Here is a 25,995-nt window from a genome sequence, read left to right as displayed (position 1 = left end):
GGAAACTCGCCTAGCCCCCTAAAGGGTCAGAAAGGGAGAGGTCTCACTGCCCTCGAAACTCATGATCTCGTAAGGCGCCTGTTGCGTGCCCGGCATGCCGGGAGTGCCCTGAGGCATGCCCGCCAGGCTGATCCCGTCGATATCCGGGCGCTCCTCTAACAGCTTCTCGATCGCCGCGAAAGGTACATGCCCCTCGATGATGTAATCCCCCAGCATGACCGTGTGGCATGAGCCTTGGCCTCGTGGAATCCCCGCATCCATCTTAATCTGGCCGAGGTCCTGATCATCGATGATCTCGACATCGATTCCCTTGGACTCCAGGTGTCGGGCATATCCATCGCAGCATGCACAGGCGGGGTTCTTGTAAAGCCTGGCGCTGTCGGTGATCGCCGCCTGGGCACCGGATGCGCCCAGCAGCAGCAAGGTGGAGGTGAACAATGTGGAGAAGGTCGCTCTCATGAGATGTCCTCGGCTGCTTGCAAAAAGATGGATTCCTGATAGCTCTGCGCTTGGAGTCTATGTATGCCACTCGAGCATGGGCCAATATTCCAGGTAAAGGCGCCTTGGCGTACATGGCATCCCCCTTCGCCGCAGATACTTCTAACCTAGGATTCAACCCTGAATCGAAGCTGAACAGTAAATGCGTAAATGATTGGATGGCCTCTAATGACAGCTCCAGGGATCCTTGGCGGCATTGTCCTTGATGTTTTGATCGACGAACCGGTAATGCTCTTCCTTGAAGCGATTCCACCAACCATGGCTGATGTCGATCGAATGCCTTTTCAGGATCTCTTCGACGCACTCGATACAGATCCGCGATGCATCGTAGTCCAGACGAAGCATTCGCCTCTTTTCATCGAAAGCCACTCTGTCGAGACCGTAAAGCTGATCGATTTCCTGGAGCGCTATCTCGAGCCCTCGCTGGCTGCATGGCTCGAGCTTCAGTTTCCGAATCACTAGATTGGCTTCACTGACGCCAAGGCGATGTTCGTTGTGCATGGGAGGCCTCCTGACCTTTCGTGAATAAAAAACGTCTATCAATCGTGACTGGTCATTGCCCGTGACATACCTGCCCAGGGCCCGTCATAGAGCGCCTCAAACGCCATCTCGAAAAAGCTATCGCGAGTCGTGCCGGCAAGCTCCAGCGCCGAGGCGATCGAGTCGCTCATCAACGTCTCCCATTGCCGATAGGGGCTGCTGCTATCGACCGGCGTTGGCGTGGTCTCTACCATCTCGGCCAGCCACTTCACGCCGCCCATCCAAGGAGTAAAGCGCTCCGAGAACATCAGCCGACTGGTACGTGCTGGATGCAGCTGACGCAGCATCTCGGCCGACCAGGAGGTGGTGTATAGCCGCACCCAAGGTCCGAGGAAGGCCTCGTAAAGGGCTACGTTGTGCTTGGAAAGCGCTTGTACCTGCTCGAACGCCGGCGCTTGGTCGGGATAGCCCAGGTCTTCTACACGGCGCTCCTCAAACCGCACCTGGAACTGCGGCTTGTGGCAATCGGAATCGCCGGTGGGATTGTCGATACGCAGTTCGTAGAGTCCCGGAGCGAGATCGTTAAGATCGCCGACACTCTCGAGGATCGCCCGGTGTTCTAGGCGTGCGACCTTGGCGGAAACGAAGATCCCCAGGTGCCCGACGTGGGGGTTGAGCAGGTAGACAATGCGCTGGTCGGCGGCCTTGAGTGCCTCGGTGGTCGGATATACCGCCGGGACCCAGTTGAGTGCCTGGTGGGGCGGGGTGATGTTATCGCCGTCGGAGGCAAAGACCACTAAGGGGTTGCGGATGCGCTTGAGGTCGACGGTACAGCCGGGGCAGAGCTTGAGTTCGCCACGTTCCAGCTTGTTACCGATGAAGAAATTCTCGACGATAGCGGTGATCTCTTGCTTGCTCAGGCTATAGAAGCCCGTCCACCAGCGTTCGAACTCGAGGAATCGCTCGCGCTGGCCGTCGATGTCGGCAAACAGCTGATAATCCTTCTGCCACAAGGTATTCGCCGGCTTGAGTGATTCGAAGTTGGCGGCGAGATTCGCGCCATCGAAGCGCCCGTCCCCTAGATCAGCCAGCAGATGGGTCAGCCAGGCACCGCCCAGCAGTCCACCGGCAAGGCGCATGGGATTGACGCCGGATTCGCCGGACCAGTAGGACAACGGCGAGCCGTTGAGCACCGCCGGCCCGACCAGGCCCTCACAGTCCGCGGAGAGCAGCGCGATGGCCCAACCTGCCTGGCAGTTGCCGTAGAGCACGGGTGGTTTGCCGGGGTGCCGCTCGGCCAGCGTCTCGACGAAGCACCGAAGGACATGCAGCACGTCCTCCAGCGTCTGCCCAGGGATGGGCTCAGGGAAGAAGATCACGAAGTAGACTGGGTGCCCTTCGTGGAGAGCCATGCCGACCTCGGAGTCGCGCTTGAAGCCGCCGATGCCCGGGCCATGGCCGGCGCGCGGATCGACGACCATGACCGGCGGCTTGGTCTCGTCGAGGCAGTCTTCCAAACACTCCTCGCCAACTCGGGTGATGCGCAGCAGGGCGTAGTTGGCGGGGCGTTCCAGTCGGCGCCCGTCCAGGATCGTTTCGTAGTCGAAGTCGAGCAGTGGTGGCTTGCCCATCCGTTCATGCTCAAGCATGTTGTCTGCGCGCTCGCGCAGGGTGTTCAGGTAGCGCAAGCTACGTTGCCAAAACTCGACTTGATAGGTGAGCAACTCAAGCATCGGAAAAGACGACACATTACTACTCATCGCGCCCTCCATTGTGATCATCATGGCCGCCATGCGAGCCGTGCCCACGGTGCATGAACACATGCATCAGCGGACAGGCGAGCAGAATCAGCCAGGGTAGCGCGCCAAGCAGATGCACCTTGTGCTCCTCCCAGAGCAGGAAGAGCAGGAAGACCATGGCGGCCAGCGAAAGCCCAACAATCAGAAAGAAACGCCCTTTACTCGGCTGCCGGTCCAACCAGCGCTTGTCGTCGGCCATGGTCAGATCCTCACCCGACGCAGACGCAGCGCATTCAAGACCACCGACAGGGATGACGCGGTCATCGCAAAGGCGGCGAACATCGGCGAGATCAGGATGCCGAGGAATGGATAGAGAATCCCGGCGGCGATCGGTACGCCGGCCGCGTTATAGATCAACGCGAAGAACAGGTTCTGCTTGATGTTGCGCATCGTGGCCTGGGACAGCTTGCGGGCGCGCACGATGCCGTCGAGGTTGCCCTTGACCAGCGTAAAGCCCGCGCTCTCGATCGCCACGTCGGCGCCGGTGCCCATGGCGATACCGACATCGGCCTGGGCCAGCGCAGGAGCATCGTTCACCCCATCCCCCGCCATGGCGACCTTGCGGCCTTGCTCCTGCAATTCGCGGATGATGCGAGCCTTGTCCTCGGGCATCACATCGGCACGGATTTCATCGATGCCCAGGCGTCCGGCCACCGCCTTTGCGGTGCGCTCGTTGTCGCCGGTGGCCATGATGATGCGGAAACCCAGCTGGTGCAGCGCCTTCAGTGCCTCGGGGGTGGTCTCCTTCACCGGGTCGGCGACGCTGACCAGGCCGGCGATGGCGCCGTCGAGCACCACGAACATCACCGTCTCGCCTTCGTCCCGACGGGCATTGGCGGTGTCCGCCAGCTTACCGCCGTCGAGACCCAGTTCGGCCATCAGCCTGGCATTGCCCAGTGCCACCGGCTTGCCATCGACCACACCCTTGACGCCCATTCCGGTCACGGCCTCGAAATCATCGGCCTTGCCCAGCGTGACATCGCGCGCCTCGGCGCCGGTGACGATGGCCTCGGCCAACGGGTGCTCGGAGCCCTTTTCCAGCGTTGCGGCCAGGCGCAGCACCTCGGTCTCGTCGTGCCCGGTTTCAGGCAGCACCGCCACCAGTTTCGGCTTGCCTTCGGTCAGGGTGCCGGTCTTGTCGACCATCAGCGTATCGACCTTGGCGAAACGCTCCAGCGCCTCGGCGTTCTTGATCAGCACGCCAGCCTGCGCGCCACGCCCGGTGGCGGTCATGATCGACATCGGCGTGGCCAGCCCCAGGGCGCAAGGGCAGGCGATGATCAGCACCGCCACCGCCGAGACCAGCGCATAGGCATAGGCCGGCGCCGGCCCCCAGATCGCCCAGGCAATGAAAGAAAGGATCGCGATGCCGATAACGGCGGGGACGAACTTGCCCGCCACCTTGTCGGCGAATTTCTGAATTGGCGCTCGCGAGCGCTGAGCATTCGCCACCATCTCGACGATCTGGCTGAGCATGGTATCGGCACCAACCCGGGTGGCCTCCATGACCAGACTGCCGGTGCCGTTGATGGTGGCCCCGGTGACCTTGTCGCCGTCGACCTTTTCCACCGGCACCGGCTCGCCGGAGATCATCGATTCGTCGATGGAAGAGCGGCCCTCGACCACCACACCGTCCACCGGTACCTTGTCACCGGGCCGCACCCGCAGATGGTCGCCCACCTGCACGTCTTCCAGCGGGATCTCTTCCTCGCTGCCGTCGGATCGGATCACCCGGGCGGTCTTGGCGGCCATGTCCAGCAGTGCGCGGATCGCCTTGCCGGTGCCTTCACGAGCGCGCAACTCCATGATCTGGCCCAGCAGAACCAGGGCGACGATGACCGCCGCGGCCTCGAAATAGACACCGACTTGGCCGGTTTCGGGATCGCGGAAGCCCTCGGGGAAGATGCCCGGCGCCAGCACCGCGACGATGCTGAACAGATAGGCCGCGCCGACTCCCATGCCGATCAGACTGAACATATTGAGGTTCATGGTGCGAAACGAGTTCCAGCCGCGCACGAAGAATGGCCAGCCCGCCCACAGGATCACCGGGGTGCTAAGCATCAGCTCGAGCCACATCGCGTTTCGTTCACCGAAGAAGTCACGGATCGCCGTGAGGCCCAGATAGGGCGACATCGCCAGCACCAGCACCGGGATCGTGAGAGCGGCCGCGACCCAGAAGCGGCGGGTGAAATCCACCAGCTCGGGATTCGGCCCCTCGTCGTCGACCGCCGACGATTCAAGCTCCAGTCCCATGCCACACAGCGGGCATGCACCGTGCTTAGTCTGGCGCACCTCGGGATGCATCGGGCAGGTGTAGACGGCGCCGGCATGCCCCGCCGGCACCTTGTCGTACTTACCGCCGCGAACCGGCGCGACGACTCCGTCACGTTCAGCGTGGTGGCAGTGCTCGTGGTGTATCATTAGGTAGCCCCCTCTTCTGGTGGGCGCAATGGCGCGGATAAAACAGCGTCAATGCATAAGATCGCGCTTGCGTTGCTCGTAGTCCTGCTGGTCGATTTCGCCCCGGGCGTAACGCTCTTGCAGAAGATCCAGTGCCGTTGGTCGCTGGTGAGAAACGCCATCGTCCCGGCCTCGAATCAGACTTCGCACCAAGAAAACAGCCAAGGCGATGACGGCGCCCCAGAACACCACCATCATCAGCCCGCCAAGGAGCATATGCGCCCAGCCGTAATCCCCCATATGCGCCATCATATTTTCCCACATGATTGGATCTCCTTTTATGCGTGGTAACCCTGTTGGCAAGTCGTGATACCAAGCTAAAACCTGTGGGTTACCCAAAGGTCAAGATAAGAAACGGTGAGGGCATGCTGTTCTTGATCCTGGTCAATTTTTGGTTCTTTGCCAGGGGAATGAAGCAATTCTGAACGTTTGAGTTGATGCGAGACGCTGAGGTGCCATTACAGGTCTTCCATCCTTGCCGTATCCCGGGCAATACGCATGGCTTCGTGTTCCTCAAGCTCCAAGAGCTGCTCGAGCAGCTCACGGGAGGACGTCACTTGTGCGCGTGGGTGCAAGTAGCGATATAAGCCAATGATCTTTTCATGCACGGCGAGCAAGGTGGCGACAACTTGCCGCGTGTCCATGTCGCGAAACTCGACATGACACTCCTCATGGGGCTTGACCGGATACTTCTCGAAATAGTCATAGCACCAGGTATTGAGCGCCGCAGGAGTGGCATGCTGCTTGGTCAGCGTGAGGACGCGGCTGAGCTCCCGTTCATGTTGGGCGAGATAATCCAGCAGCATCTTGAGCCGTTCACACTCGCTGCCCTCGGCACAGTGGGTCAGGCAATCCGCCAGGTTGGTGTGGATCGCTTTGGTCCAATCCAGGACATCGCTCAATGTTTCGACTTGCATCGTTGTCTCCCACTTGAATTTCAACACTCAGTTTTCAAAAGCCAGATTTCAAACACGTGTCCTACGGAAGCGCCCGTGTCGCTCGCAATGTTCTTGGTGACCTAATAGACGGTTCAGTGTGCTGAGCGTTACAGTGCGTTCGGCTTTTGCTGGATATTAATTGTGTAAATATCAGTGAAACTTTGGCTCATCGCGAGGTATCCGCCAGTTCCCGCCACTGGCCCCGGCGAGGAATGAACATCGGTACCCTTCGCTGATAGGCGCGGTAGGCGTCGCCGAACCGGGCCAGCATCTGCTTTTCCTCGCGATGGGCCAGCCAGACATAGGCAAGCACGATCACCGGAAACAGACCGATCGAGAAGAGCGTTGGCCAATGCACCACACCCTCACCGAACAAGGCGAGGAACAAACCGGTGTATTGGGGATGGCGTACGAGGGCATACAGTCCGCCGGTCACCAGGCGATCATCGGCTCGCGCCTTGTACACCTGCCGCCAGCCTTGGATGAATATCCCGATGCCGGTAAACGCCAGGCCGTAACCGAGCAACATGGAGATCAGCATGCCGGTTTCTCCCAGCCCCACCAGCGTCGACCAGAGACTGGCGCTGACATACTCGCTATCCAGGCCGAAGAAACGCACCAGAAGGTAGATGGTCATTGGAAAGCCGTACATCTCGGCGTAGAGCGCGATGATGAAGGCCTGTACCGCGCCGGCACCAGCCCATTCGCGCCAGTTCTTCGGGGCGAAATAGCGATAGAAGAACCAGGACACCAACACGATGACGATGAGCGCAAGGCCCCAGGCCCCGGTATGGTTGATAGATTCGTTCATGGCCTAGGCTCAGTTATTTCGATTGAGGCGCTTGTCCTCATCAATGACGAGATATTGCGCTGGCGCAGCCTCGAAGCGTTCCCGGCAGTCACGCGAGCAGAAATAATAGACAAGGCCATCGTGCACGCTGGATTTGGCCTTTTCGGTGCTGACGGTCTTGCCACACACGGGATCCACGTCGTCGGCTGGTGGAACCCAACGCAGGCCCTCGGTGGTCACCTGTCCCTCTGATGCTCCCTCACCGTGCATAGCCTTACTACGCTCATGGTCCATCACGTGAGCACCACGACCAAAACGCATCATTAGAAAGATGCCTCCTACCCAGAGCATGAAGTACATAACCAGTTCTCCCATGACATCTCCCCCTTTACTATCTATCCTTCGCAGCTTTTCATCGGAGATACTGGTTGCCAGGCAAAACCTATGGATCATCCAATAAGCAAGCGGGTATCTCTTGATCTTCATCAGTCTCCAGCCTATGCAGCCAGGCTGAATTAACGCTGAATGGCAATTCGGGGTACGGTATGAACAAAGGGGAACCAGGGGGAAATGCGTTCGAACAGTAGAGGGCGGCCATTAATAGATAGCTTTTTGTAGATGCCGTAAAATATCAATCCACTTGATGCTTCAGCTGCAGTAGCATGGCTATGGCAGTGCATCCGGGACCTGTTGGATTCCGGCTCGCGCATGTTTGCTGTAATCACACTGGCAATCCAGGTAACCGTGCATAGGACAGGTTCGGCAGGTTTCTTCCAGGCGCTGTCGTAATGCTTGACGGGCTCGATGCAAACGTACCCGTAAATGGCTCACGGTGATATCGAGCGCGGCGGCAAGGCCTTCACGAGATTCACCCACCAGGTCGGCGCGCCAGAGGACATTCGCATACTCTGCTTTCAAGGTCGGCAGCAACTTGTAGAGACAGACGCAAATAATGAAATCCAGATCGTCTTCGTCAGTCGACACTAGGGATTCTTGATACGAATAATCTCTTTCGATATGACGTCTACTACTTTGCGTACGATAATAATCGACCAAGGTCGTTTCCAGCACCCGATGCATCCAGGCGCGCAACATTTGTGTGTCGCGAATATCGTCGACTCGTGTAAGCACCTTGACGTAGAAATCATGCAAAACGTCGGCGGCTTCATCCTCGTTTCCCAGCCGACATATCAAAAATTTCAATAGGTTTTGGTGCACCTCTACTATCACCGTGTGTACGGCATCATTGGCTGCATTGCTGTCGTTATCCTGGGACATTTTGGCTTCCGTTATGAACACAATGGAATGAGACGAGATGCCTGACGCTCAGCGCGGAAACTGAGCTTACGCATCGAAATAGGGAAACTTCGAGGATCATTCGGTAGATCAGCGGATTGGCTTGCTGCCCGACGAAGATAGTGACCTCCTCTCAGCCGATAGTCGCAAGAAACGGAAACCAATCGGTCAATACGCTCGTCAGGCGCGTCAGGGTGCCGCTGACGATGGCCAGCCCCATGAGAACAAGGATACCGCCGGCGATAGGACGAGCGTAGGCGCTCCATCTGCCCAGCCGTTTACTGTGCCTTGCGAAGCGATTGACCAATAGCGTGCTGATCAGGAAGGGAATCGCCATGCCCAAGGAGTAGGCGCTGAGATAGATCATACCCAACTGGGCATTGGCAGCGGTAGAGGTCGCCATCAGGATGGCACCGAGAATAGGTCCGATACAGGGTGTCCAGCCTATGGCGAAGGATACACCAAAGACCGTGGCCGACAGGGGCGAACCTCCCTGGAAAGTCGGGGCGAACTGCAGGAAGTTGCGCTGCAGGAACGACATGCGCAGTGCGCCGGTCATGAATAACCCTAACAGGATCACCACGGACCCGGTGACCCAGTTCAATTCCTGTCGATAGCCGCGTAGCAACTGGCCGATGCTGCTGGCGCCAAGACCCAGCAGGATGAATACCACGCTGAACCCCAATACGAAAAACATGCTCAGGATCATGGCCTCGAGGCGCTTGTCCTGTTTCCCGGCGCTACCCCCGGTGACCACCGATAAGTAGGCCGGCAACAGCGGCAAGGTGCAGGGAGAGAAGAAGGAAAGCAGCCCACCCACAAGGGCACCCAATAGACCGATAGAGGAAAGTGTATCCAAGCCGGTATCACCTAAAATCGGAACAGTCGACGACAGGCGATCTCAATGACTCCATGCAACACCCGACCCGAAGGTATCGTGCTGCCAACGGTCAAAAAAGATAGGCGTCGGCTAATAAGCATAAAACCTGTAAGTTGGCCAAAGGTAAGGACCTGCGCATTGCCCATCATGCTTTTTCAAAATTCAGCAAGTTTACGTGCTGAAGCTGAATCTTTTCTGAATACCATTAAAAATAAAAACATCCGACTTGAAAGCCCTCAAATGCTTTTGAAAACCGTGAGCAAAAGATGATAATTATGTCCTTTTCTGTTTTGCCATCAGCAAGCAATCATGGCGTCTCATAGCCGACGGAGTCGGCTTATGGCACTCGCAAGAAATCAAGGAGCACGGAACACGATGCGTTTGGCAAACGTTTCATTGAGCATTCTTCTGGTCGCATTGATCAGCGGCTGTGGCGAAGAAAAAGTGGACGGGCGATGGTATACCCAGTCTCAGGTCGATCGGGGCAAGACGGTATTCTTGGAAAGCTGCGCCGAATGCCATGGCAGAAGTGCCCAAGGTACCTTCAACTGGAGGACACCGCTGGAAGATGGCTCCTACCCTCCCCCACCCCTCAACGGTTCCGCTCATGCCTGGCATCATTCCCTTGACATGCTGATGCGCACCATCAATAAGGGCGGTGCTTCCATTGGCGGGCAAATGCCGGCGTTCGAAGACGAACTTTCCGACGATGACAAGAAGGCCACCATTGCCTACTTCCAGAGCAAATGGAACAAGCGGATCTACGAGGCATGGCTCGACAGAGGAGGACTCTAGCTTCTACGCACAATCGACTCACGGAATGCACGGCAAAGGTTGATAGCTTTGACTGAACCTTGACCTAAGGCAAGATTCTGATCCAGTGTTTTCAGTTTATTTTCAGATATAATGTCTAACCTGAGTGTGTTTGGTTATCAAGCCATTCAATACAAAGGAGAGTGTCATGAAAAAGCTCGTATTTACCGTCGCTATGGCGGCCTTATTGTCCTTGCCCCTGGCTTATGCCCAGCAGGATGCTTCTTCCAACCAGCAAGATGCTGGCTCGGGAATGAATCATGGCATGGGGCAAGGCATGGGGATGATGAATCGGGGTGACATGCAGCAGCGCATGCAGGGAATGCAAGGCACGATGCGGCAGTTTCACAACACGCAAGATCCGCAGCAACGCCAGCAATTGATGCAACAGCACATGGAGCAAATGCAGCAGATGCATCAGTCCATGGGCGGCATGGGCCAGAACATGCAGAACATGGACCCCGAGCAACGCCAGAAAATGATGCAGCAATGCATGGACATGATGCAGAGCATGCAGCAGCAGATGATGGAGCACATGCAGGCCCAGCAATCCATGCAGGACGACAGCGAATAGCCTTCCTCACGCCACCCTCGTGACGCCTCGGTGACAACACCGGGGCGTTTCTTCGTTTGTCATCTCAAACGCAACCATTGCCTCAAGGCCCTTCGATAGCGGGACGGTGCCATTTTCCAAGCCACGGGCAGAAGCGTGATCCCTCCGAGGACGAGCACCGTCAGGCCTATGCGTTGCCAATCACCAGAGGCGAGTTCGTCGCCGAAGTGGGCCAGCAGAAAGCTTGCCGGCAGGATGCCCAACAAGGTTGCGATGGCAAAGCGCCAGGCCCTGAGGGGAGTCAGGCCGATGGCGTAGCTAACAAGATCGAAGGAAAGAAAAGGCATCAGGCGTGTGGCAAAGACAACCATCATCAAGGCGTTTTGCGAGGTCATGAAGCGGTGCAGAAAGCCGGTGGATAGACGCGAGTCCAGCCACGCCCTCATTGCATCGTGGCCGATGAGGCGAGCGATGGTAAAGGCGATCAGCGCACCGGCTTCGGAACCGATGGCCACATAGAGCGTACCCCAAGCATGGCCATAGGCCGCGCCGGAGGCCAGAGCGATGGGGGCGCTGGGTATCGGGCTCATGACGATCGCTAGCGTCATGAGCCCGATGACCAACGCCGGGCCATAGGGCCCGAGTCGTGTCACCACCTGCTCAAGCTCCTGGCCATCCCGCAGGACCTCGAGCACACCGGTTCGCCACAATACCAGCGCCGTTACGAGAAAAATGGCTAGTATCGCCATCCCCAACAGGATGAGCCGCCAAGGCCGTTTGGCAGGGCGTTCTATAGCCCTATTCCCGCTACCAAGAGGCATCGATGCTACTCATTGGCAATCACGCCTGACGTAAGCAGAAGAAGGACCCTTTTAAAATCATTGGGTCGACCCGCCTTTACCTTGTAATTCGGCTGGTTACTGCTGCGAAATCTCGGTGATGGTAATGTCGTTGCCGGACTTCTTGATTTCAAAGCGAACCTCGTCACCCACGGAAAGCTCCTTCATCGAGGCACTGTCCGCCACCTTGAACGGCATGGTCATCGCCGGCCAGCCGAACGATTCGATGGGGCCATGGGTCAGGATCACTTCTTGTTTTTCAGGATGTAGCGCCTTGACGGTGCCCTGCCCCTGCGCCATTTGTGCATTCATCGACTGGTGCATTTCAGAGCCGTGCTTCTGATCGTCATGGTTGCTATCGGCGCTGGCGGGCAGTGCCACAAAAGCGGTGAACAATGCAGCGGTAGTCAATAGATAGCGAATAGAGTTGGTCATATCAATTTCCTTGTTTCGGTAGTGGTGTCGTACAACGGGTTCAGCTTTTATTCGGTGCCTCTATAAAAGGGCAGTGCGATACGCACACATAACCCCCCCTCACGTGACGCAGAAAACGTCACTTCGCCGCGATACTGCACGACGATCTGCTTCAGAATCGCCAGCCCCAGCCCGTACCCGGGGATGCTTTCATCCAGGCGTTTACCACGTTGACCGAGCTGCGATAGTGCGGATGCCTGCACCCCAGGCCCATCGTCCTCTACCTCGAACACCAGGTCCTGATTCGAACCCTGGCCTATGCGACAGGTCACATGCGCCCGGGCCCATTTGCCCGCGTTATCCAGCACGATACCGAGCATCTCGTTGAGGTCCTGGCGCTCCACCACGACGCTGTGTTCCGGCGGTAGCCCCAGGTCGAGTTCGAAGTGCTTATCGGGATAGAGCGTGCGCATCATCTCGACCAGGGTGCACACCTCCTGGGCGACCACTGCATGCTGGGCACTGCCCGGGCCGGCGAAGCGTGCCCGGCGCAATTCCGAGGCCAGTTGAGCCTGCATTCCTTCAAGGCGCTCGAGCATGCGCTGGCGTCGCTGATCGTCGATTGGTCGCCGCCCTCTCAGCACTTGGGTGACGGCCGCCAGCGGGGTTTGCAGCGTATGCGAAAGATTGGCGACCGCTTCCCGGGAGCGTTGCAGACGGCGCTGTAATTCATCCATGAAGTGGTTCAGCTGTATGAGCAAACCGTCCAGTTCGGAGGGGCAGTCAAGATCGAGTCGTTTGCGTTGACCTGTCTGAAACTCGGTGAGCTGGTGCTGCAAACGCGCCAAGGGGCGAAGGCTACGATTGACCGCTAACAGATTCATCAAGATCAGCAGTATAAGAACCAGACCCGCAATACCCCCCACCCACCAGTGCAGCGCCCCCAGGCCTTCCTCCACCTGTGCGAAGTCCTCCCCCACCAGCAACACCCCAGGCTTGCCATTCAATTCGAGACTGTCTCGGTAGACGAGCAGTTGGCGCCCCTGCCATTGCACCTCGAAAAGCCGTGCATCCCCATCGTCCAGATACGGCTCCAAGGACGCGAGCCAGTCCGGATGCGATGAGTAGGTCCGGTCACCGATGCGCAAGACATAAAGATGATGAAAGACCTCTCTGGTCGGCGAGTCCGATTCCAGCCATTGCCCAGGCGCCCCTTCCAGGCGCTCTACCCGGTCGAGCGTGTAGCGAGCCTCCTGACGCAACCGGTCGCCCAAGAACTCCCAGGCCAGATCCCGCAACAGGATGCCATGCAGAAACCAGGTAATCCCCACGATGACCAGTGCCACCAACCCTAGCCGGATCAGTAGATTGAAGCGCAGGCTGCGGCGATCAAAGGGAAGGAAAGACATAGCCCTGCCCACGCCGCGTCTGGATATGGTTCTTGCCCAGTAGCCGTCGCAGTCGCCCCACATACACCTCGACCAGGTTAGGGGCGGCGGCATCCTGCTCCAGCGTATAAAGCTGTTCCAGCAATTGCCCCTTGGAGAGTACGCGATCCGGATGGCGCATCAGGTAACGCAACAGGCAGTATTCGGTCGCGGTCAGGATATGCCAGGTGCCATCGACATCGCACACGCGCTTGGTCGCTTCATCCAGGGCGATGCCATTGACATTCAGGGTGGTTTCCACAGCGCGGCTGCCTCGGCGCAGCAGGGCATGCAGTCGGGCCAATAGTTCAGCCTCATGATAGGGCTTGGTCAGGTAGTCGTCCGCGCCACCGTGCAGGCCTTCCACCTTGTCCTCCCAGCTGTCCCGGGCGGTCAAGGCGAGAATGGGCAGATGGCGACCATTGCGTCGCCACCGTTTTAACAGCTCGAGACCCGAGCCATCCGGTAGTCCAAGGTCGAGTATCGCGAGGCTATAGTCCTCACTATTCATCAAGGCATCCGCCTCGCGCACCAGACCGGCAACGTCCACCCGATAGCCTTCGTCTTCCAGTGCTTCCGACAGACTATCGGCCAATAGGTCATCGTCCTCGACAAGCAATAGCCTCATCTCAACCCTTTACGCTCAGTTTGCCGTGCATGCCGCCTTCGAAATGGCCGGCAATATTGCAGGCATAGATAAGGTCACCATTTGCCGTATCAGGCGCTGTCCAGACGAGTGTCCTGGTGTCACCACTGGCCACCGTGACGGCTGGCATGACGTCTTTCCCCGCGCTGTGATGGCCTGCTGACATGTCGTGGTGTCCACCGTCGCCGGATGCCATATTTAGCATCATCTCGCGATGCTCTTTTTGCGCATCAGCAGCCCCGATGACGAATTCGTGCTCGATGTTGCCGACATTCTCGATGACGAACTTCACTGTTTCCCCTGGCGCAATGGAAAGATCATCGGGCTTGAACCAGAGATCACCCGCCGTCACGCTGATGGTCCGGTCGATTTCCGATTCTGGTATGTCCTGTTCACTTCCGCCATGACCAGCGCCGGCCAAGGCGGCTGTAGTAGTCAGTCCTAGTATGATCACTAACAACAGATGACGCATGGTATTACCTCAAAAAGATTCATGGGTTGGATGGTGGTTTACACAGGTTTATTTAGAACCACATTCTCACACCGGCAACGACGCCGGTACCTTCCGTTGCGTTGCCTACTTCTCGAGACATGTCGGCCGTATCACCGTATTGTTTTTGCCAGTAGCCGCCGATATAAGGGGCAAATTTGCGGGAAATTTCGTAGCGAAGCCGCAGGCCGAGGCGTGCGGAGTTGAGTCCTTCGCCCACACCGAATTCCGGCACATCCTGGGCGGCTACGGTAATCTCGGTACGCGGCTGCATGTAGACTTTTTGTGTCAAGCGCAGGTCGTATTCGGCCTCGAAATCCGCGGACACATCGCCTTCGTCACTGACTCTGAGAGAAGTGTCAACCTCGAAGCGATAGGGCATCTGGCCGAACAGACTCAGCACAGCGAAGCCACGTTCGGGATGATCGTTTGAGGCAATGCCGCCTTGATAACCGACGCCGCCCTGCAACTCCCAGAAGTCGGCGATCAAGTGGCTATAGAGCAGATCGAGAGACTCGAACTCGGCGTCCTCGCCGTCACCCTGTACATTTGTGCCTTCGCCCTTGATATAGACACGCTGGATGTCGCCGCCGTACCAGCCCTGGAAGCCCCAGACCACGGCCTCCTCATTCTCGTCGTTCCAATCATATTCCAGACGATCGACCAGGAAGGTGCCGAAATTGTGCTCCGTCATCGGCGCTCCCCAGCCGGGCGGCGCGTCGTAATCATCGGCCTGTGCCGGTACTGCCAGCATCATCGCCAGTACGCTTGCACCGGCTAATTCTTTTGCAATAAACCGCATCGACTAAAGCTCCTCAAGCGACCCTGACGACCCGGAACATGCCGGCATCCATGTGATAGAGAAGATGACAATGAAACGCCCAGCTTCCCGGCGCATCGGCACTGACCAGGGCGGAGACGCGCTCGCCGGGCTTGACGTTCAGGGTGTGCTTGCGTGGAATCAGCTCACCGGCGCCATTTTCCAGTTCCATCCACATGCCATGCAGGTGAATGGGGTGCTCCATCATGGTGGTATTGAAGAAGATCAATCGCAGCCGCTCGCCATGCTCGAAGAGGATGGGGCCATCGACCTCACTGAACTTCTTGCCGTCGAAGGACCACATGTAGCGTTCCATGTTGCCGGTCAACTGCAACTCCAGCTCGCGTCCCGGCGGACGTTGATCCGGCCAAGGGGAGTTGGCCTTCAGATCGCCGTAGGTGAGCACGCGACGCTCATGAGGGTCGATACCGATCCCCGGCTGGTCATAGCGCGACCCAGGCTGTGCCGTACCGGCTGGCAACAAGCCGCCGGAACCGCCCTCTGGCATGCTCGAGTGATCCATGCCCGGCATGCCCGAGTGGCCCATGCCTGACATGCCGGAGTCGTCCCTATCTGTCATGGCCGAGTGATCCATACCGCCATGCCCGGCCATCGATTCCATGCCACGATCGGCGATCCGGCGACGCTCCGGAATGGGCGCCACCATGCCCAGGCGTGGCGCGAGCGTGCCCCGCACATAGCCGCTACGATCCATGGATTCCGCGAAGATCGTATAGGCATGATTCGCCTCGGGCTCGACGAGCACGTCATAGGTTTCCGCCACGGCAATGCGAAACTCATCGACCGGCACCGGCTGCACCGGCTGGCCATCCGCGGCGACCACGGTCATCTTGAGTCCCGGAATGCGCACATCGAAATAGCTCATCGCCGAGCCATTGATCACCCGTAGGCGCAGCTTTTCACCGGGCCTGAACAGCGCCGTCCAGTTGTCGTTGGCAGCATGGCCGTTCAACAGATAGGTATAGGTGCTCCCGGTGACGTCAGCGATATCCCGGGAGCTCATGCGCATCTGTTCCCACATCGAGCGCTGCGCCAGGGTATCGGCAAGACCGTTCTTCGCCACATCATTAAAGAAATCGGCGATAGTGCGCTCCTGGTAGTTGTAATAGCCTTCCGCCACTTTCAGATTGCGAAACACCGCTTCCGGTTCTTCATGGGTCCAGTCGGTCAGCAGCAACACATGCTCGCGATCGTAGGAGAACGGCTCGGGCTGCGCGGCGTCGATGATCATCGGGCCGGCGTGACCGAGTTGCTCCTGCAGCCCCGAGTGGCTGTGATACCAGTAGGTGCCGTTCTGATTGACCGGAAAGCGCGCGGTGAAGGTTTCTCCGGGGGCGATGCCGGCGAAGCTGATTCCCGGCACCCCATCCATCTCCGGCGGCAAAATCAGGCCATGCCAGTGCACCGAGGTATCCTCATCGAGCAGATTGGCGACCTTGAGCAAGGCGTCCTGTCCTTCACGCAGGCGAATCAATGGCCCTGGGCTGGTGCCATTGAGGGTGATGGGTCGAGCCTTTCTACCGGCAATGGGCAACGATTCACGGCGTACCGCAAGCGATATATCACGGCCTTGCACGGCGCCATGGGGATAGACGTTACTGATGCCACTGGGGTTTGCCCATGCGGGACGCAGCCCCAGCGCAGCAGTCGACAGGCCCAGGGCGGAGGCGATCTTGAGTAGCTGACGACGGGATAGCGTCGATGTTGGCGATGCCATGCACTAAATTCCTGACGAACAAATGATCGCTAGCGTGGCACAGCAGACTGAAAATAAGCTGAATGATCTCCCTACAGCAGATGCTCGATACCCAGCACCTCGAGCATCCAGGCCTTGAGATGGCGCCAGGTGCTTCCGGGCTCCTCTTCCAGTATCACCAGGCGCCCGTCCACCTCGGTTCGCCAGTGCAGATGACCGTCGTCCCTCAGGAGAACTTCATAGCTGCGCCCAGGTGCCGTTCCTTGCTTCGCCAATGCCCACAACTTCTCACCCAACACAGGACTATCGATCAGCAGGCCGACCTCGCTGTTCCACCATACCGAGCGAGGATCGGCATTGAGGGAGCCGATGAATACCCGCTCATCATCGAAGGCGATGGCCTTGGTATGCAGGCTGGTGATCTCGCCCTTGCCACGCTGAACGGTTTCTTCGGAAGGCTTCGCTTGCAGCTCGAACAGCCGCACTCCATTGGCCAGCAATGTGGATCGCCGAGGGGCGTAGGCGCCGTGCAGTACAGGTAGATCCGTAGCTTCCAGGGCGTTGGTAAGTATTGTCAACGTGACATCCCGCTCGCGTAGCGACTGCAGATAGTCGAGGCTGGCCTGGGTCGGCACGATATAGGGCGAGATGATCAGCAAGCGGTGCTCCACTTGATGAAAGGCATCGCGTAACTGATCGAGCAGCGTCATCTCGAGCGCCGGATATCCCTCGGCCTCGAGTTTCTCGGGTGGGTCCCATAGGGCGATAGCCTGGGTCCAGACCAGTGATTTCAATAACGACTGAGCGGGTTCCCCCGCCAAACGTCGCGCCGTCGGTTGTGACGAGAGCGCATTGCCCTGCCTGGCATCGTCACTGAGCTCGACAAGAAGCTCGCGCCAGGCGGTTGTGGCAGCTTGCTCGAAATAGTGTAGCGGCACTGCCATGGGGTGATTCCAGAAGCGATCGAAGCTGCCGGATAGCGCGTTCACCACCGGCCCGATGGCCAGGACATCCAGATCGTTGAAGTTGAGCTTGTCTGCGACCTCGAAGTAACGGTTGGCCAGGTTGCGCCCCCCGGTAATGGCGACCGACCCATCGGTGACCCATAGCTTGTTGTGCATACGCCGATGCTTGCGATCGAAATCCGTGGCCAGTGCCAGATAATAAAGCGGCGGGCTATGGCGCCCTGCGGTGACTGGGTTGAAAACCCGCACCTGGATATTGGGGTGAGAATTGAACGCAGCCAGCAGGCGCTGTTTACCCAAGCTCGCGGTATCGTCCAACAGCAGTCGCAAGCGAACACCGCGTTCGGCGGCATGCAGCATGCGCTTGAGCAATGCGCGTCCGGATCGGTCATTCTCAAGGATGTAGGTCTGCACATCCAGTGTCTGCTGAGCGTGCTCCGCCAGTGCGGCTCGCAGGGCGAAGGCCCGCGGGCCATCACTGAGCAGCTGTACACCGCTCAGCCCTTGATGCTCCTTGGTCGCCTGGCCGGCCCAGTTGCCTAGATAGGTTGTCTCGGCTGCTTTGGAGGTCAATGCCATGGAAGGCGTTCGAGCCACCTCGACCGTGCTGCAGCCCCCTAGCCATGTTCCGACCAGGAATAGCAGAAGTAACAGCTTGCCTGGTTTCACGGCCACGCCACGTTACAATTTTTGACATCTTACGCCAAAACCAGGCATCGCGAGGGTGACGTATCCAGCACGCAATCAACGCTCGACAAAGATTGAAGATGCTATTTCTGCAGCGTTCTTACTTGTTTGGCTTATCCAGTAGCGCACTGACGACACGACCGATGGTCAGCCCCTGAACCAGGATCGAGAACAGTACGATCAAATAGGTCACCGTGAGTAGCACGTCCCGAGTCTCGCCACTGGGAATGGCCAACGCCAGGGCGACGGAGATACCACCGCGCAGGCCGCCCCAGGTCAGGATGCGCGCAGAGCCGCGACGGAAGCCCAGTTGATCGCGCAGAAGCAGTACCGGCACGCCGATGGTCGCGAAACGTACTATCAACAGCACCACGATCAGCCCTGCACCGACCCATAGATGGCCCGTTTCGAAGGGGATCAGCAATACTTCGAGGCCGATGATCACAAACAGGAGGGTATTAAGGATTTCATCGACTAGCTCCCAGAAGGCATCGAGCTGTTCACGGGTCGTATCCGACATGGCGCTCTTGCGGGCCTCATTACCGACCAGCAAGCCAGCCACCACCATGGCAATGGGCCCCGAGACATGCAGGTGCAGTGCCAGAGCGTAGCCCCCAAATACTATCGCCAGGGAGATAAGCACTTCGATGCGATACTCGTCGATGCTACGCATCAACCAATAGGCCAGGCCTCCGACTACCAATCCCAAGGCGATACCGCCGCCGGCTTCGAGGAGGAACAGCTTACCGGCATGGGTAAAGGTTAGCGCCTCGCTGCCAGCAGCAGCCCCCAACAACAGGATAAAAACCACCACGGCCACGCCATCGTTGAACAGCGACTCACCGACAATGCGCAGCTCCAGGTCCACCGGCGCATTGGCCTTGCGCAGGATGCCCAGCACGGCGATGGGGTCCGTCGGCGAGATCAGCGCCCCGAACACCAGGCAGTACATCCAGGGCACCGCGAAGCCAAAGAAACCGAGCAGGAAATAGGCAGCGGAACCAATGGCAAGGGTCGAGATCACTACCCCTAGGGTGGCCAGGAAGCCGATCGACCAGCGGTAGCGCTTGAGCCGGTCCAGATCGACGTGCAGGGCACCAGCAAATAACAAGAACGACAGCATCCCGTCCATCAGCAGCTTGTTGAAGTCGATCTGCGACAGCAGGCTTTCGGCGCGATTCTCAAGAGCGGTGAAGCCCAGCCAAGACAAGCCATGCATTCCCGCGGAGAGCACCAGGGCGATGGCCATGACGCCGATGGTGGTAGGCAAGCGAATGAACTGATGATTGAACCAGGCAAGAACCGCCGTGAGCGTGACGATGATCGCAATGAGATCCAGCATGGGCCCTTCCTTGTGCCGTCGTTGTTCTTAACCGGTGATGACGCCGCCAGGCACTAGGGTAGCATGCAAGAACGCCGCCCGAAGGCGGCGCTGTAACGTTGAATCAGCGAATCGACTCAGTAGCGATACTCATCCGGCTTGAACGGCCCGTCTACCGCCATGCCGGTATACTTGGCCTGCTCGTCGGTCAAGCGGGTGATCACCCCGCCGAAGCCTTCTACCATGTAGCGCGCCACCTCCTCATCGAGGTGCTTGGGCAGCACGGTGACCGAAAGACCTCCGGCCTTGTCATCATCGGTGAGGTCCGCGAAGCGGCGCTCGAAAAGATGGATCTGTGCCAGTACCTGGTTGGCGAAGGAGCCGTCCATGATCCGCGACGGGTGGCCCGTGGCATTGCCCAGGTTCACCAGACGCCCTTCGGAGAGCAGGATCAGGTAGTCGCCGCTGGTGGGGTCGAAGTCGCCGGGATCGCTGTCACGGTAGATCTTGTGAACCTGGGGCTTGACCTCCTCCCAGTGCCACTGACGGCGCATGTAGGCGGTATCGATCTCGCTATCGAAGTGGCCGATGTTACATACCACCGCGCCTTTCTTGAGCGCTCTGAGCATGGGGGCGTCGCAGGCGTTGACGTTGCCGGTGCAGGTCACCACCAGATCGATCTTGCCCAGCAAATCATGATCGATGCTGTCGACGCCCTGATTGTGGCCATCGCGATAAGGGGAGACCACCTCGAAACCGTCCATGCAGGCCTGCATGGCACAGATCGGATCAATCTCGGTGACCTTGACGATCATGCCTTCCTGACGCAGCGAGGCGGCGGAGCCTTTGCCCACGTCACCATAACCCACCACCAGGGCCTGCTTGCCGGAAAGCAGATGGTCGAGACCGCGCTTGATGGCATCGTTCAGGCTGTGACGACAGCCGTACTTGTTGTCGTTCTTGGACTTGGTCACCGCATCGTTGACGTTGATCGCCGGCACCTTGAGAGTGCTGTCCCGCAGCATTTCCTGCAGGCGATGCACGCCGGTGGTGGTCTCCTCGGAGATGCCGTGGATGTTCTTCAGAAGTTCCGGGCGCTTGTCGTGGAGCAGCGCAGTCAGATCACCGCCATCGTCGAGTACCATGTTGGGGGTCCAGCCGTCGGCGCCTTCCACGGTCTGCTCGATGCACCACCAGAACTCCTCCTCGGTCTCGCCCTTCCAGGCGAACACGGGAATGCCAGCGACGGCGATCGCCGCGGCGGCCTGATCCTGGGTCGAGAAGATGTTGCAGGAGGACCAGCGCACCGAGGCCCCCAGTTCGATCAGGGTCTCGATCAATACCGCAGTCTGAATGGTCATGTGAATACAACCGGCAATGCGAGCGCCGGCGAGCGGCTGCTGATCACGGTACTTGGCACGAATCTTCATCAGCGCCGGCATTTCGGTCTCGGCGATGCGAATTTCGCGACGGCCCCAATCGGCCAGAGAAATATCGGCGACTTTATAGTCTTGAGTGGCAGCGTCGGGGTTGGCCATGGCTGTCATCGTCTTACTCCATTCCGGGGAATGGGCGCCGTTGCGTTTACGCCATCCTGTCCGAGCCTCGTGCATGAGTTTGGTCATGCACTGCAGCGCCCCTCGGACAGCAGCAACGAGGCGCCAATGAGGCATTGGCGCCGGGCAAGTTCACTACACTATGCGTTCTTTTTCAACGTTGGTGCGCCAATTCATCGATCTCGGGCAGCATCGAAAAGAAAGAAGGCGGCTATCCACTAGCCACCTTCTTGAACATCGGCGTTTGTCTGGAAAGCTGAAACACCTGAAGTATCTTAGTTCGTGCTTTCTTCCGACGTGCCTTCAGCGCTGGCTTCCGGCTGGCTTTGATTATCCTGGCCGGACGGCTGAGCTTGATCGTTCTGAGGTGTTTTCGTGCCGCTAGCGCTGGCGTTGGTATCGTCGGATTGCATCTGGGAATCAGAAGATTCACTTGAACTGCTTCCGCTACCGGACATGTCGTCAGAGCTTTCGCCGCCACTGCCGGAACTCGTGTTACCGGACGTAGAAGTCGCATTCTCCGAGGCTGGTTCCGATTGATTGGTGGCGGATTCCGTGGTGGTGGACTGCTCGGGCTCGGCCTCGTCATCGCCGCAGCCGACAAGCAGAGCGCCGGAAAGCGTGAGCGCGGCAATCAACATAATCTTGCGGTTTTCCATGGTTCACATCCTCATGTCCATTTGATCGGATTCCTTCGCCAATGACTATGGACCCGGTTTCAAGGAAGTGTCCAGGACAACGCCCTCAAGTGCACTTTTGTGCCATAAAGCGCGCGACTCATCGTTGAATTTGCACATTCTCAGCCGCCTGAGCCTGAAAACGCCACAAGCCGTCTTGACGGCTTGTGGCAAGAGGCGCTCCTTGCGAGCGTCAGAGTTCTGCGGCGGCGCGCAGCGCTTCGACCTTGTCGAGTTTCTCCCAAGGGAAGGCGGTGAACGTCTCGGTGTGCGTTTCACCCTGCACATCCTTCCAGGTATAACTGTGTTCGAAAGGCTCGCGACCGAAATGGCCGTAGGACGCGGTGAGACGATACATCGGATGCTGCAGATCGAGCATGTTGGCAATGGCAAACGGGCGCAGATCGAAGTGTTCGCGTACCAGTTCGACGATTCTGGTATCGCTAATGCGGCCCGTACCGAAGGTATTGATCGATACCGATGTCGGCTCCGCTACGCCAATGGCGTAGGAGACCTGTATCTCACAGCGATCGGCCAGCCCAGCCGCGACAAGATTCTTGGCTACGTAGCGCCCCGCATAGGCCGCGCTGCGATCGACCTTGGAGGGGTCCTTGCCGGAAAACGCCCCGCCGCCATGACGTGCCATGCCGCCATAGGTATCCACGATGATCTTGCGTCCGGTCAGACCACAATCCCCCACCGGACCACCGATAACGAACTTGCCGGTAGGATTGATGTGGAACTGCGTCTTGTCGGATAGCCATTCCGCCGGCAGTACTTGCTCGATGATCTCGCGTCTGACCATCTTGCGCAGATCCTCCTGAGCGATCTCTGGATCGTGCTGGGTGGAAAGCACCACTGCCTCTACCCCCTGAGGCTTGCCGTCCTCGCCATAGCGGAAGGTCACCTGGCTCTTGGCGTCGGGGCGCAGCCAGGGCAGCATGCCGCTCTTTCGCAACTCCGCCTGGCGCTCGACCAGCCGATGAGCATAATGAATCGGCGCCGGCATGTAGGAATCGGTCTCGTTGGTCGCATAGCCGAACATCAGCCCCTGATCACCGGCGCCCTGATCTTCGGGTTTGCCGCGATCGACGCCTTGAGCGATGTCCACACTCTGCTTGCCAATCAGGTTGAGCACGCCACAGGTTTCGCCATCGAAACCGACATCCGAGGAGTCGTAGCCAATATTGAGAATTACCTCGCGCACCAGTTCCTCGAGATCGACCCAGGCATTGGTGCTGATCTCGCCGGCAACGATCGCCACCCCCGTCTTGACCATGGTTTCACAGGCGACTCGTGCCTGTTTGTCCCGGGCGATGATCGCATCAAGTACTGCATCGGAGATTTGATCGGCAATCTTGTCGGGATGCCCTTCGGACACGGATTCAGACGTAAACAGGGAGTATTCGCTCATGGCCTCTTCGACCCTCCTTGGCACCCTTGTGGGTGACGAAAAAAGCAAACAAACAATATTGCGGCGCCGGATGCCGGAGAATCACGTCACCGCAGACAAAGACCGCTGGACTGCGCTGGGCCTGGATGCAAAAAGTCTACACGCTCCCTCGGCGGCTGCCTAGCGATCCCAAAACCGGCGCGTCACGTCTGTGCCAGCCTGGCGACCCGGATCAAAATCGACCTCATGCATTTGATGGATACTCACAACTCGGCGACAATAAGCACCCGAATCCTTCATGCCGGCCTGTGGTCGGTACCACACTGACGAACCGGTAGTGGCAATCAGCAGCTACTTCTGTTCATTTGCCTCAGGCTAGGAGCTTTACGATGCCGTCCCGTTTCGAGTTGGCGAATGCCATCCGTGCGCTGTCCATGGATGCCGTACAGAGGGCCAAGTCCGGCCACCCCGGCGCCCCCATGGGCATGGCCGATATCGCCGAAGTGTTATGGAACGATTACCTCAAGCACAACCCGGCCAATCCACACTGGGCCGACCGTGATCGTTTCGTGCTATCCAACGGTCATGGCTCCATGCTGCTCTATTCGTTGCTGCATCTGACCGGCTACGAGCTTGCCCTTCAGGATCTGCAGAATTTTCGCCAGCTGCACTCCAAGACCCCAGGGCACCCGGAATTGGGCTACACCCCGGGCGTCGAAACCACGACTGGGCCATTAGGACAAGGGCTGGCCAACGCCGTGGGCATGGCCATTGCCGAGCGCACCCTGGCGGCGCAATTCAATCAGCCGGGCCATGCCATTATCGATCACCAAACCTATGTGTTTTTGGGTGACGGCTGTCTCATGGAAGGCATCTCGCATGAAGCCTGCTCCCTGGCCGGTACTCAGGGCCTGGGTAAGTTGACCGCCTTCTACGATGACAACGGCATCTCCATCGATGGCGAGGTCGAGGGCTGGTTCACCGACGACACTGCCAAGCGCTTCGAGGCCTACGGCTGGCACGTGGTGCCCAACGTCGATGGCCACAAGCCCGAGGAGATCAAGGCCGCCATCGAACTGACGCGGACTCACACCGATCGCCCCAGCCTGATCATCTGCAAGACCATCATCGGTTTTGGCGCCCCCAACAAGCAGGGCACCGAGGCGACCCATGGTGCGCCTCTGGGCGATGACGAGGTCGCCGCTGCCCGGGAACAGTTGGGCTGGGAGCATGCGCCTTTCCACGTCCCGGAAGACATCTACAAGGGCTGGGATGCTAGCGCCCGCGGCCAGCAAGCCGAGAACGACTGGGACACGCGCTTCGAGCGCTATCAGGAGGCGCACCCAGAGCTTGCCAAGGAACTCAAGCGGCGCCTCAAGGGCGAGTTGCCCACGACACTCAGTACCGAGAAACTCGTCGAGGACACTCAGGAGCGTGGCGAGAGCATTGCCAGCCGCAAGGCTTCACTGGCCTGCCTGAACGAACTTGGCCCTCAGTTGCCGGAGCTATTCGGCGGCAGCGCCGACCTGGCTCCTTCCAACCTGACCTTCTGGAAGGATGCTCGGGCCATCAATCGCGATCATCACGACGGCAACTATCTGCATTACGGGGTGCGCGAATTCGGCATGGGCGCGATCATGAACGGGATTGCCGCCCACGGCGGGTTCATCCCCTATGGTGCTACCTTCCTGACCTTCATGGAGTACATGCATAACGCCGTGCGCCTGGCAGCGCTGATGAACCTGCAGACCATCTACGTATTCACCCACGACTCCATCGGTCTGGGCGAGGATGGCCCGACGCATCAGCCGATCGAACAGATGGGGGCGCTGCGCTCGACCCCTAATCTATCGACCTGGCGTCCGGCGGATGCGGTAGAAACCGCCGTAGCCTGGCGCATTGCGCTCAAACGACAAGGGGCGCCGACGGCCCTGGTACTGTCGCGGCAGAATCTGCCTCACCAACAGCGCGACAAGCATCAGCTGGCGGAGATCCGTCGCGGCGGTTACGTGCTCAAGGACAGCGACGAGCCTTGCGAGGTCATTCTGATCGCCACCGGCTCCGAGGTCGGCCTGGCCATGGAGGCCGCCAACGCGCTAGAAGCCAAGGGCAAGGCGGTGCGCGTCGTGTCGATGCCTTCCACCGATGTGTTCGACGCCCAGCCCGCCAGCTATCGCGACTCGGTGCTACCGCCAGCCATGACACGGCGGGTGGCCATCGAGGCCAGCCACTACGCCTACTGGTACAAGTATGTGGGGCTCACCGGGCGCATTGTCGCCATGCACAGCTTCGGCGAATCCGCCCCGGCGGAAGCGCTCTTCAAGCACTTCGGCTTCACCGTAGACAACGTCGTGGAGCAGGTCGAGCAACTGCTGGAAGAAAGCGCCACCGCTTAGAGGTGTGATCGAAAAGTTATAAACCTGAATCCGTGAGACCGGCCCCCAGGAATGCTTCTAACCTACTGAACTGCATGGCAATATAGCGAATATCGCCATTCACCCAGACAGTGCCATGCCCAACGTCAAGTTCCGCGCCA

The 25,995-nt window shown here is 58.7% G+C and carries 26 protein-coding genes and 1 riboswitch; of the genes, 3 read left to right on the top strand and 23 right to left on the bottom strand.

The window, feature by feature from the left end:
* Positions 1–18: 18 nt before the first annotated feature.
* The 11 genes from ACPF7Z_RS15155 to ACPF7Z_RS15105 all read right to left on the bottom strand — a co-directional run bounded on the left by ACPF7Z_RS15155 (position 19) and on the right by ACPF7Z_RS15105 (position 9,120).
* A complete protein-coding gene (locus ACPF7Z_RS15155; RefSeq protein WP_425194093.1) occupies positions 19–459 on the bottom strand; it encodes a DUF411 domain-containing protein in 441 nt (146 codons plus the stop codon).
* A 204-nt stretch (positions 460–663) separates the two neighbouring features.
* On the bottom strand, positions 664–999 hold the full coding sequence (locus ACPF7Z_RS15150) for a cation transporter (protein ID WP_425194092.1): 336 nt from the start codon (positions 997–999) through the stop codon (positions 664–666).
* A 38-nt stretch (positions 1,000–1,037) separates the two neighbouring features.
* Positions 1,038–2,738, bottom strand: coding sequence for a DUF3141 domain-containing protein (locus ACPF7Z_RS15145; RefSeq protein ID WP_425194091.1), 1,701 nt, complete (start codon positions 2,736–2,738; stop codon positions 1,038–1,040).
* On the bottom strand, positions 2,731–2,976 hold the full coding sequence (locus ACPF7Z_RS15140; RefSeq protein WP_425194090.1) for a DUF2933 domain-containing protein: 246 nt from the start codon (positions 2,974–2,976) through the stop codon (positions 2,731–2,733). Before ACPF7Z_RS15140 ends, ACPF7Z_RS15145 begins: the two co-directional genes overlap by 8 nt.
* A gap of 2 nt (positions 2,977–2,978) precedes the next feature.
* The gene (locus ACPF7Z_RS15135) at positions 2,979–5,198 is read right to left on the bottom strand and encodes a copper-transporting P-type ATPase (RefSeq protein ID WP_425194089.1); all 2,220 of its coding nucleotides are present in this window, start codon (positions 5,196–5,198) and stop codon (positions 2,979–2,981) included.
* Between the two features lie 48 nt (positions 5,199–5,246).
* Positions 5,247–5,501: an SHOCT domain-containing protein gene (locus tag ACPF7Z_RS15130; protein ID WP_425194088.1), complete on the bottom strand. Its 255-nt coding sequence runs from the start codon at positions 5,499–5,501 to the stop codon at positions 5,247–5,249.
* A 194-nt stretch (positions 5,502–5,695) separates the two neighbouring features.
* Positions 5,696–6,154, bottom strand: coding sequence for a hypothetical protein (locus ACPF7Z_RS15125; RefSeq protein ID WP_425194087.1), 459 nt, complete (start codon positions 6,152–6,154; stop codon positions 5,696–5,698).
* A gap of 187 nt (positions 6,155–6,341) precedes the next feature.
* Positions 6,342–6,986 (bottom strand): methyltransferase family protein, encoded by a 645-nt coding sequence (locus tag ACPF7Z_RS15120; RefSeq protein WP_425194086.1) that lies wholly within the window; start codon positions 6,984–6,986, stop codon positions 6,342–6,344.
* Between the two features lie 9 nt (positions 6,987–6,995).
* Positions 6,996–7,451, bottom strand: coding sequence for a YHS domain-containing protein (locus ACPF7Z_RS15115; RefSeq protein WP_425194085.1), 456 nt, complete (start codon positions 7,449–7,451; stop codon positions 6,996–6,998).
* Between the two features lie 180 nt (positions 7,452–7,631).
* Positions 7,632–8,243, bottom strand: a complete 612-nt coding sequence (locus ACPF7Z_RS15110; protein ID WP_425194084.1) for an RNA polymerase sigma factor — start codon at positions 8,241–8,243, stop codon at positions 7,632–7,634.
* Between the two features lie 151 nt (positions 8,244–8,394).
* Positions 8,395–9,120, bottom strand: coding sequence for a cytochrome c biogenesis CcdA family protein (locus tag ACPF7Z_RS15105; protein ID WP_425194083.1), 726 nt, complete (start codon positions 9,118–9,120; stop codon positions 8,395–8,397).
* 396 nt (positions 9,121–9,516) lie between these two features.
* On the opposite strand from ACPF7Z_RS15105, the gene ACPF7Z_RS15100 reads away from it, so the two are divergent.
* Both ACPF7Z_RS15100 and ACPF7Z_RS15095 read left to right on the top strand, forming a co-directional pair.
* Positions 9,517–9,936, top strand: a complete 420-nt coding sequence (locus ACPF7Z_RS15100; RefSeq protein WP_425194082.1) for a c-type cytochrome — start codon at positions 9,517–9,519, stop codon at positions 9,934–9,936.
* A gap of 166 nt (positions 9,937–10,102) precedes the next feature.
* Complete coding sequence (locus tag ACPF7Z_RS15095) at positions 10,103–10,528, top strand: hypothetical protein (RefSeq protein ID WP_425194081.1); 426 nt, start codon at positions 10,103–10,105, stop codon at positions 10,526–10,528.
* A gap of 59 nt (positions 10,529–10,587) precedes the next feature.
* Here the strand turns inward: ACPF7Z_RS15095 and ACPF7Z_RS15090 are convergent, their stop codons facing one another.
* From ACPF7Z_RS15090 to metK, 12 genes are all read right to left on the bottom strand, one after another.
* Positions 10,588–11,328 (bottom strand): TVP38/TMEM64 family protein, encoded by a 741-nt coding sequence (locus ACPF7Z_RS15090; RefSeq protein WP_425194080.1) that lies wholly within the window; start codon positions 11,326–11,328, stop codon positions 10,588–10,590.
* A 96-nt stretch (positions 11,329–11,424) separates the two neighbouring features.
* The gene (locus ACPF7Z_RS15085) at positions 11,425–11,781 is read right to left on the bottom strand and encodes a copper-binding protein (RefSeq protein WP_425194079.1); all 357 of its coding nucleotides are present in this window, start codon (positions 11,779–11,781) and stop codon (positions 11,425–11,427) included.
* Positions 11,782–11,828: 47 nt separating this feature from the next.
* A complete protein-coding gene (locus tag ACPF7Z_RS15080) occupies positions 11,829–13,169 on the bottom strand; it encodes a sensor histidine kinase (protein WP_425194078.1) in 1,341 nt (446 codons plus the stop codon).
* Positions 13,150–13,815, bottom strand: coding sequence for a response regulator transcription factor (locus tag ACPF7Z_RS15075; RefSeq protein WP_425194077.1), 666 nt, complete (start codon positions 13,813–13,815; stop codon positions 13,150–13,152). Before ACPF7Z_RS15075 ends, ACPF7Z_RS15080 begins: the two co-directional genes overlap by 20 nt.
* Position 13,816: 1 nt before the next feature.
* Positions 13,817–14,305, bottom strand: coding sequence for a cupredoxin domain-containing protein (locus ACPF7Z_RS15070; RefSeq protein ID WP_425194076.1), 489 nt, complete (start codon positions 14,303–14,305; stop codon positions 13,817–13,819).
* Positions 14,306–14,357: 52 nt separating this feature from the next.
* Positions 14,358–15,125, bottom strand: coding sequence for a copper resistance protein B (locus tag ACPF7Z_RS15065; RefSeq protein ID WP_425194075.1), 768 nt, complete (start codon positions 15,123–15,125; stop codon positions 14,358–14,360).
* A gap of 13 nt (positions 15,126–15,138) precedes the next feature.
* A complete protein-coding gene (locus ACPF7Z_RS15060; protein WP_425194074.1) occupies positions 15,139–16,881 on the bottom strand; it encodes a copper resistance system multicopper oxidase in 1,743 nt (580 codons plus the stop codon).
* Positions 16,882–16,952: 71 nt separating this feature from the next.
* Positions 16,953–18,494 carry a phospholipase D family protein gene (locus ACPF7Z_RS15055; protein ID WP_425194073.1) on the bottom strand — a complete coding sequence of 514 codons (1,542 nt, stop codon included), beginning with the start codon at positions 18,492–18,494 and terminating at the stop codon, positions 16,953–16,955.
* Between the two features lie 118 nt (positions 18,495–18,612).
* The gene (locus ACPF7Z_RS15050; RefSeq protein ID WP_425194072.1) at positions 18,613–19,854 is read right to left on the bottom strand and encodes a cation:proton antiporter; all 1,242 of its coding nucleotides are present in this window, start codon (positions 19,852–19,854) and stop codon (positions 18,613–18,615) included.
* Between the two features lie 116 nt (positions 19,855–19,970).
* Positions 19,971–21,380: an adenosylhomocysteinase gene (gene ahcY, locus ACPF7Z_RS15045; protein WP_425194071.1), complete on the bottom strand. Its 1,410-nt coding sequence runs from the start codon at positions 21,378–21,380 to the stop codon at positions 19,971–19,973.
* A 16-nt stretch (positions 21,381–21,396) separates the two neighbouring features.
* Positions 21,397–21,481, bottom strand: a riboswitch (S-adenosyl-L-homocysteine riboswitch).
* 183 nt (positions 21,482–21,664) lie between these two features.
* A complete protein-coding gene (locus tag ACPF7Z_RS15040) occupies positions 21,665–22,048 on the bottom strand; it encodes a hypothetical protein (RefSeq protein ID WP_425194070.1) in 384 nt (127 codons plus the stop codon).
* Positions 22,049–22,259: 211 nt separating this feature from the next.
* Positions 22,260–23,480, bottom strand: coding sequence for a methionine adenosyltransferase (metK, locus tag ACPF7Z_RS15035; protein WP_425194069.1), 1,221 nt, complete (start codon positions 23,478–23,480; stop codon positions 22,260–22,262).
* Positions 23,481–23,848: 368 nt separating this feature from the next.
* On the opposite strand from metK, the gene tkt reads away from it, so the two are divergent.
* A complete protein-coding gene (gene tkt / locus ACPF7Z_RS15030; RefSeq protein ID WP_425194068.1) occupies positions 23,849–25,855 on the top strand; it encodes a transketolase in 2,007 nt (668 codons plus the stop codon).
* The last annotated feature ends 140 nt before the right edge of the window (positions 25,856–25,995 follow it).

The organism is Halomonas sp. GXIMD04776 (genome assembly GCF_049808615.1).
GTDB lineage: Bacteria > Pseudomonadota > Gammaproteobacteria > Pseudomonadales > Halomonadaceae > Modicisalibacter.
The sequence above is the reverse complement of the archived record's forward strand: the minus strand, read 5'-3'. Positions and strand labels throughout refer to the sequence as shown.

What these genes read in the sequence shown, in the direction of transcription:
- ACPF7Z_RS15155 (WP_425194093.1), bottom strand. Translation starts at nt 459, where the DNA reads ATGAGAGCGACCTTCTCCACATTGTTCACCTCCACCTTGCTGCTGCTG.
- ACPF7Z_RS15150 (WP_425194092.1), bottom strand. Translation starts at nt 999, where the DNA reads ATGCACAACGAACATCGCCTTGGCGTCAGTGAAGCCAATCTAGTGATT.
- ACPF7Z_RS15145 (WP_425194091.1), bottom strand. Translation starts at nt 2,738, where the DNA reads ATGAGTAGTAATGTGTCGTCTTTTCCGATGCTTGAGTTGCTCACCTAT.
- ACPF7Z_RS15140 (WP_425194090.1), bottom strand. Translation starts at nt 2,976, where the DNA reads ATGGCCGACGACAAGCGCTGGTTGGACCGGCAGCCGAGTAAAGGGCGT.
- ACPF7Z_RS15135 (WP_425194089.1), bottom strand. Translation starts at nt 5,198, where the DNA reads ATGATACACCACGAGCACTGCCACCACGCTGAACGTGACGGAGTCGTC.
- ACPF7Z_RS15130 (WP_425194088.1), bottom strand. Translation starts at nt 5,501, where the DNA reads ATGTGGGAAAATATGATGGCGCATATGGGGGATTACGGCTGGGCGCAT.
- ACPF7Z_RS15125 (WP_425194087.1), bottom strand. Translation starts at nt 6,154, where the DNA reads ATGCAAGTCGAAACATTGAGCGATGTCCTGGATTGGACCAAAGCGATC.
- ACPF7Z_RS15120 (WP_425194086.1), bottom strand. Translation starts at nt 6,986, where the DNA reads ATGAACGAATCTATCAACCATACCGGGGCCTGGGGCCTTGCGCTCATC.
- ACPF7Z_RS15115 (WP_425194085.1), bottom strand. Translation starts at nt 7,451, where the DNA reads ATGAAGATCAAGAGATACCCGCTTGCTTATTGGATGATCCATAGGTTT.
- ACPF7Z_RS15110 (WP_425194084.1), bottom strand. Translation starts at nt 8,243, where the DNA reads ATGTCCCAGGATAACGACAGCAATGCAGCCAATGATGCCGTACACACG.
- ACPF7Z_RS15100 (WP_425194082.1), top strand. Translation starts at nt 9,517, where the DNA reads ATGCGTTTGGCAAACGTTTCATTGAGCATTCTTCTGGTCGCATTGATC.
- ACPF7Z_RS15095 (WP_425194081.1), top strand. Translation starts at nt 10,103, where the DNA reads ATGAAAAAGCTCGTATTTACCGTCGCTATGGCGGCCTTATTGTCCTTG.
- ACPF7Z_RS15090 (WP_425194080.1), bottom strand. Translation starts at nt 11,328, where the DNA reads ATGCCTCTTGGTAGCGGGAATAGGGCTATAGAACGCCCTGCCAAACGG.
- ACPF7Z_RS15085 (WP_425194079.1), bottom strand. Translation starts at nt 11,781, where the DNA reads ATGACCAACTCTATTCGCTATCTATTGACTACCGCTGCATTGTTCACC.
- ACPF7Z_RS15080 (WP_425194078.1), bottom strand. Translation starts at nt 13,169, where the DNA reads ATGTCTTTCCTTCCCTTTGATCGCCGCAGCCTGCGCTTCAATCTACTG.
- ACPF7Z_RS15075 (WP_425194077.1), bottom strand. Translation starts at nt 13,815, where the DNA reads ATGAGGCTATTGCTTGTCGAGGACGATGACCTATTGGCCGATAGTCTG.
- ACPF7Z_RS15070 (WP_425194076.1), bottom strand. Translation starts at nt 14,305, where the DNA reads ATGCGTCATCTGTTGTTAGTGATCATACTAGGACTGACTACTACAGCC.
- ACPF7Z_RS15065 (WP_425194075.1), bottom strand. Translation starts at nt 15,125, where the DNA reads ATGCGGTTTATTGCAAAAGAATTAGCCGGTGCAAGCGTACTGGCGATG.
- ACPF7Z_RS15060 (WP_425194074.1), bottom strand. Translation starts at nt 16,881, where the DNA reads ATGGCATCGCCAACATCGACGCTATCCCGTCGTCAGCTACTCAAGATC.
- ACPF7Z_RS15050 (WP_425194072.1), bottom strand. Translation starts at nt 19,854, where the DNA reads ATGCTGGATCTCATTGCGATCATCGTCACGCTCACGGCGGTTCTTGCC.
- ahcY (WP_425194071.1), bottom strand. Translation starts at nt 21,380, where the DNA reads ATGACAGCCATGGCCAACCCCGACGCTGCCACTCAAGACTATAAAGTC.
- ACPF7Z_RS15040 (WP_425194070.1), bottom strand. Translation starts at nt 22,048, where the DNA reads ATGGAAAACCGCAAGATTATGTTGATTGCCGCGCTCACGCTTTCCGGC.
- metK (WP_425194069.1), bottom strand. Translation starts at nt 23,480, where the DNA reads ATGAGCGAATACTCCCTGTTTACGTCTGAATCCGTGTCCGAAGGGCAT.
- tkt (WP_425194068.1), top strand. Translation starts at nt 23,849, where the DNA reads ATGCCGTCCCGTTTCGAGTTGGCGAATGCCATCCGTGCGCTGTCCATG.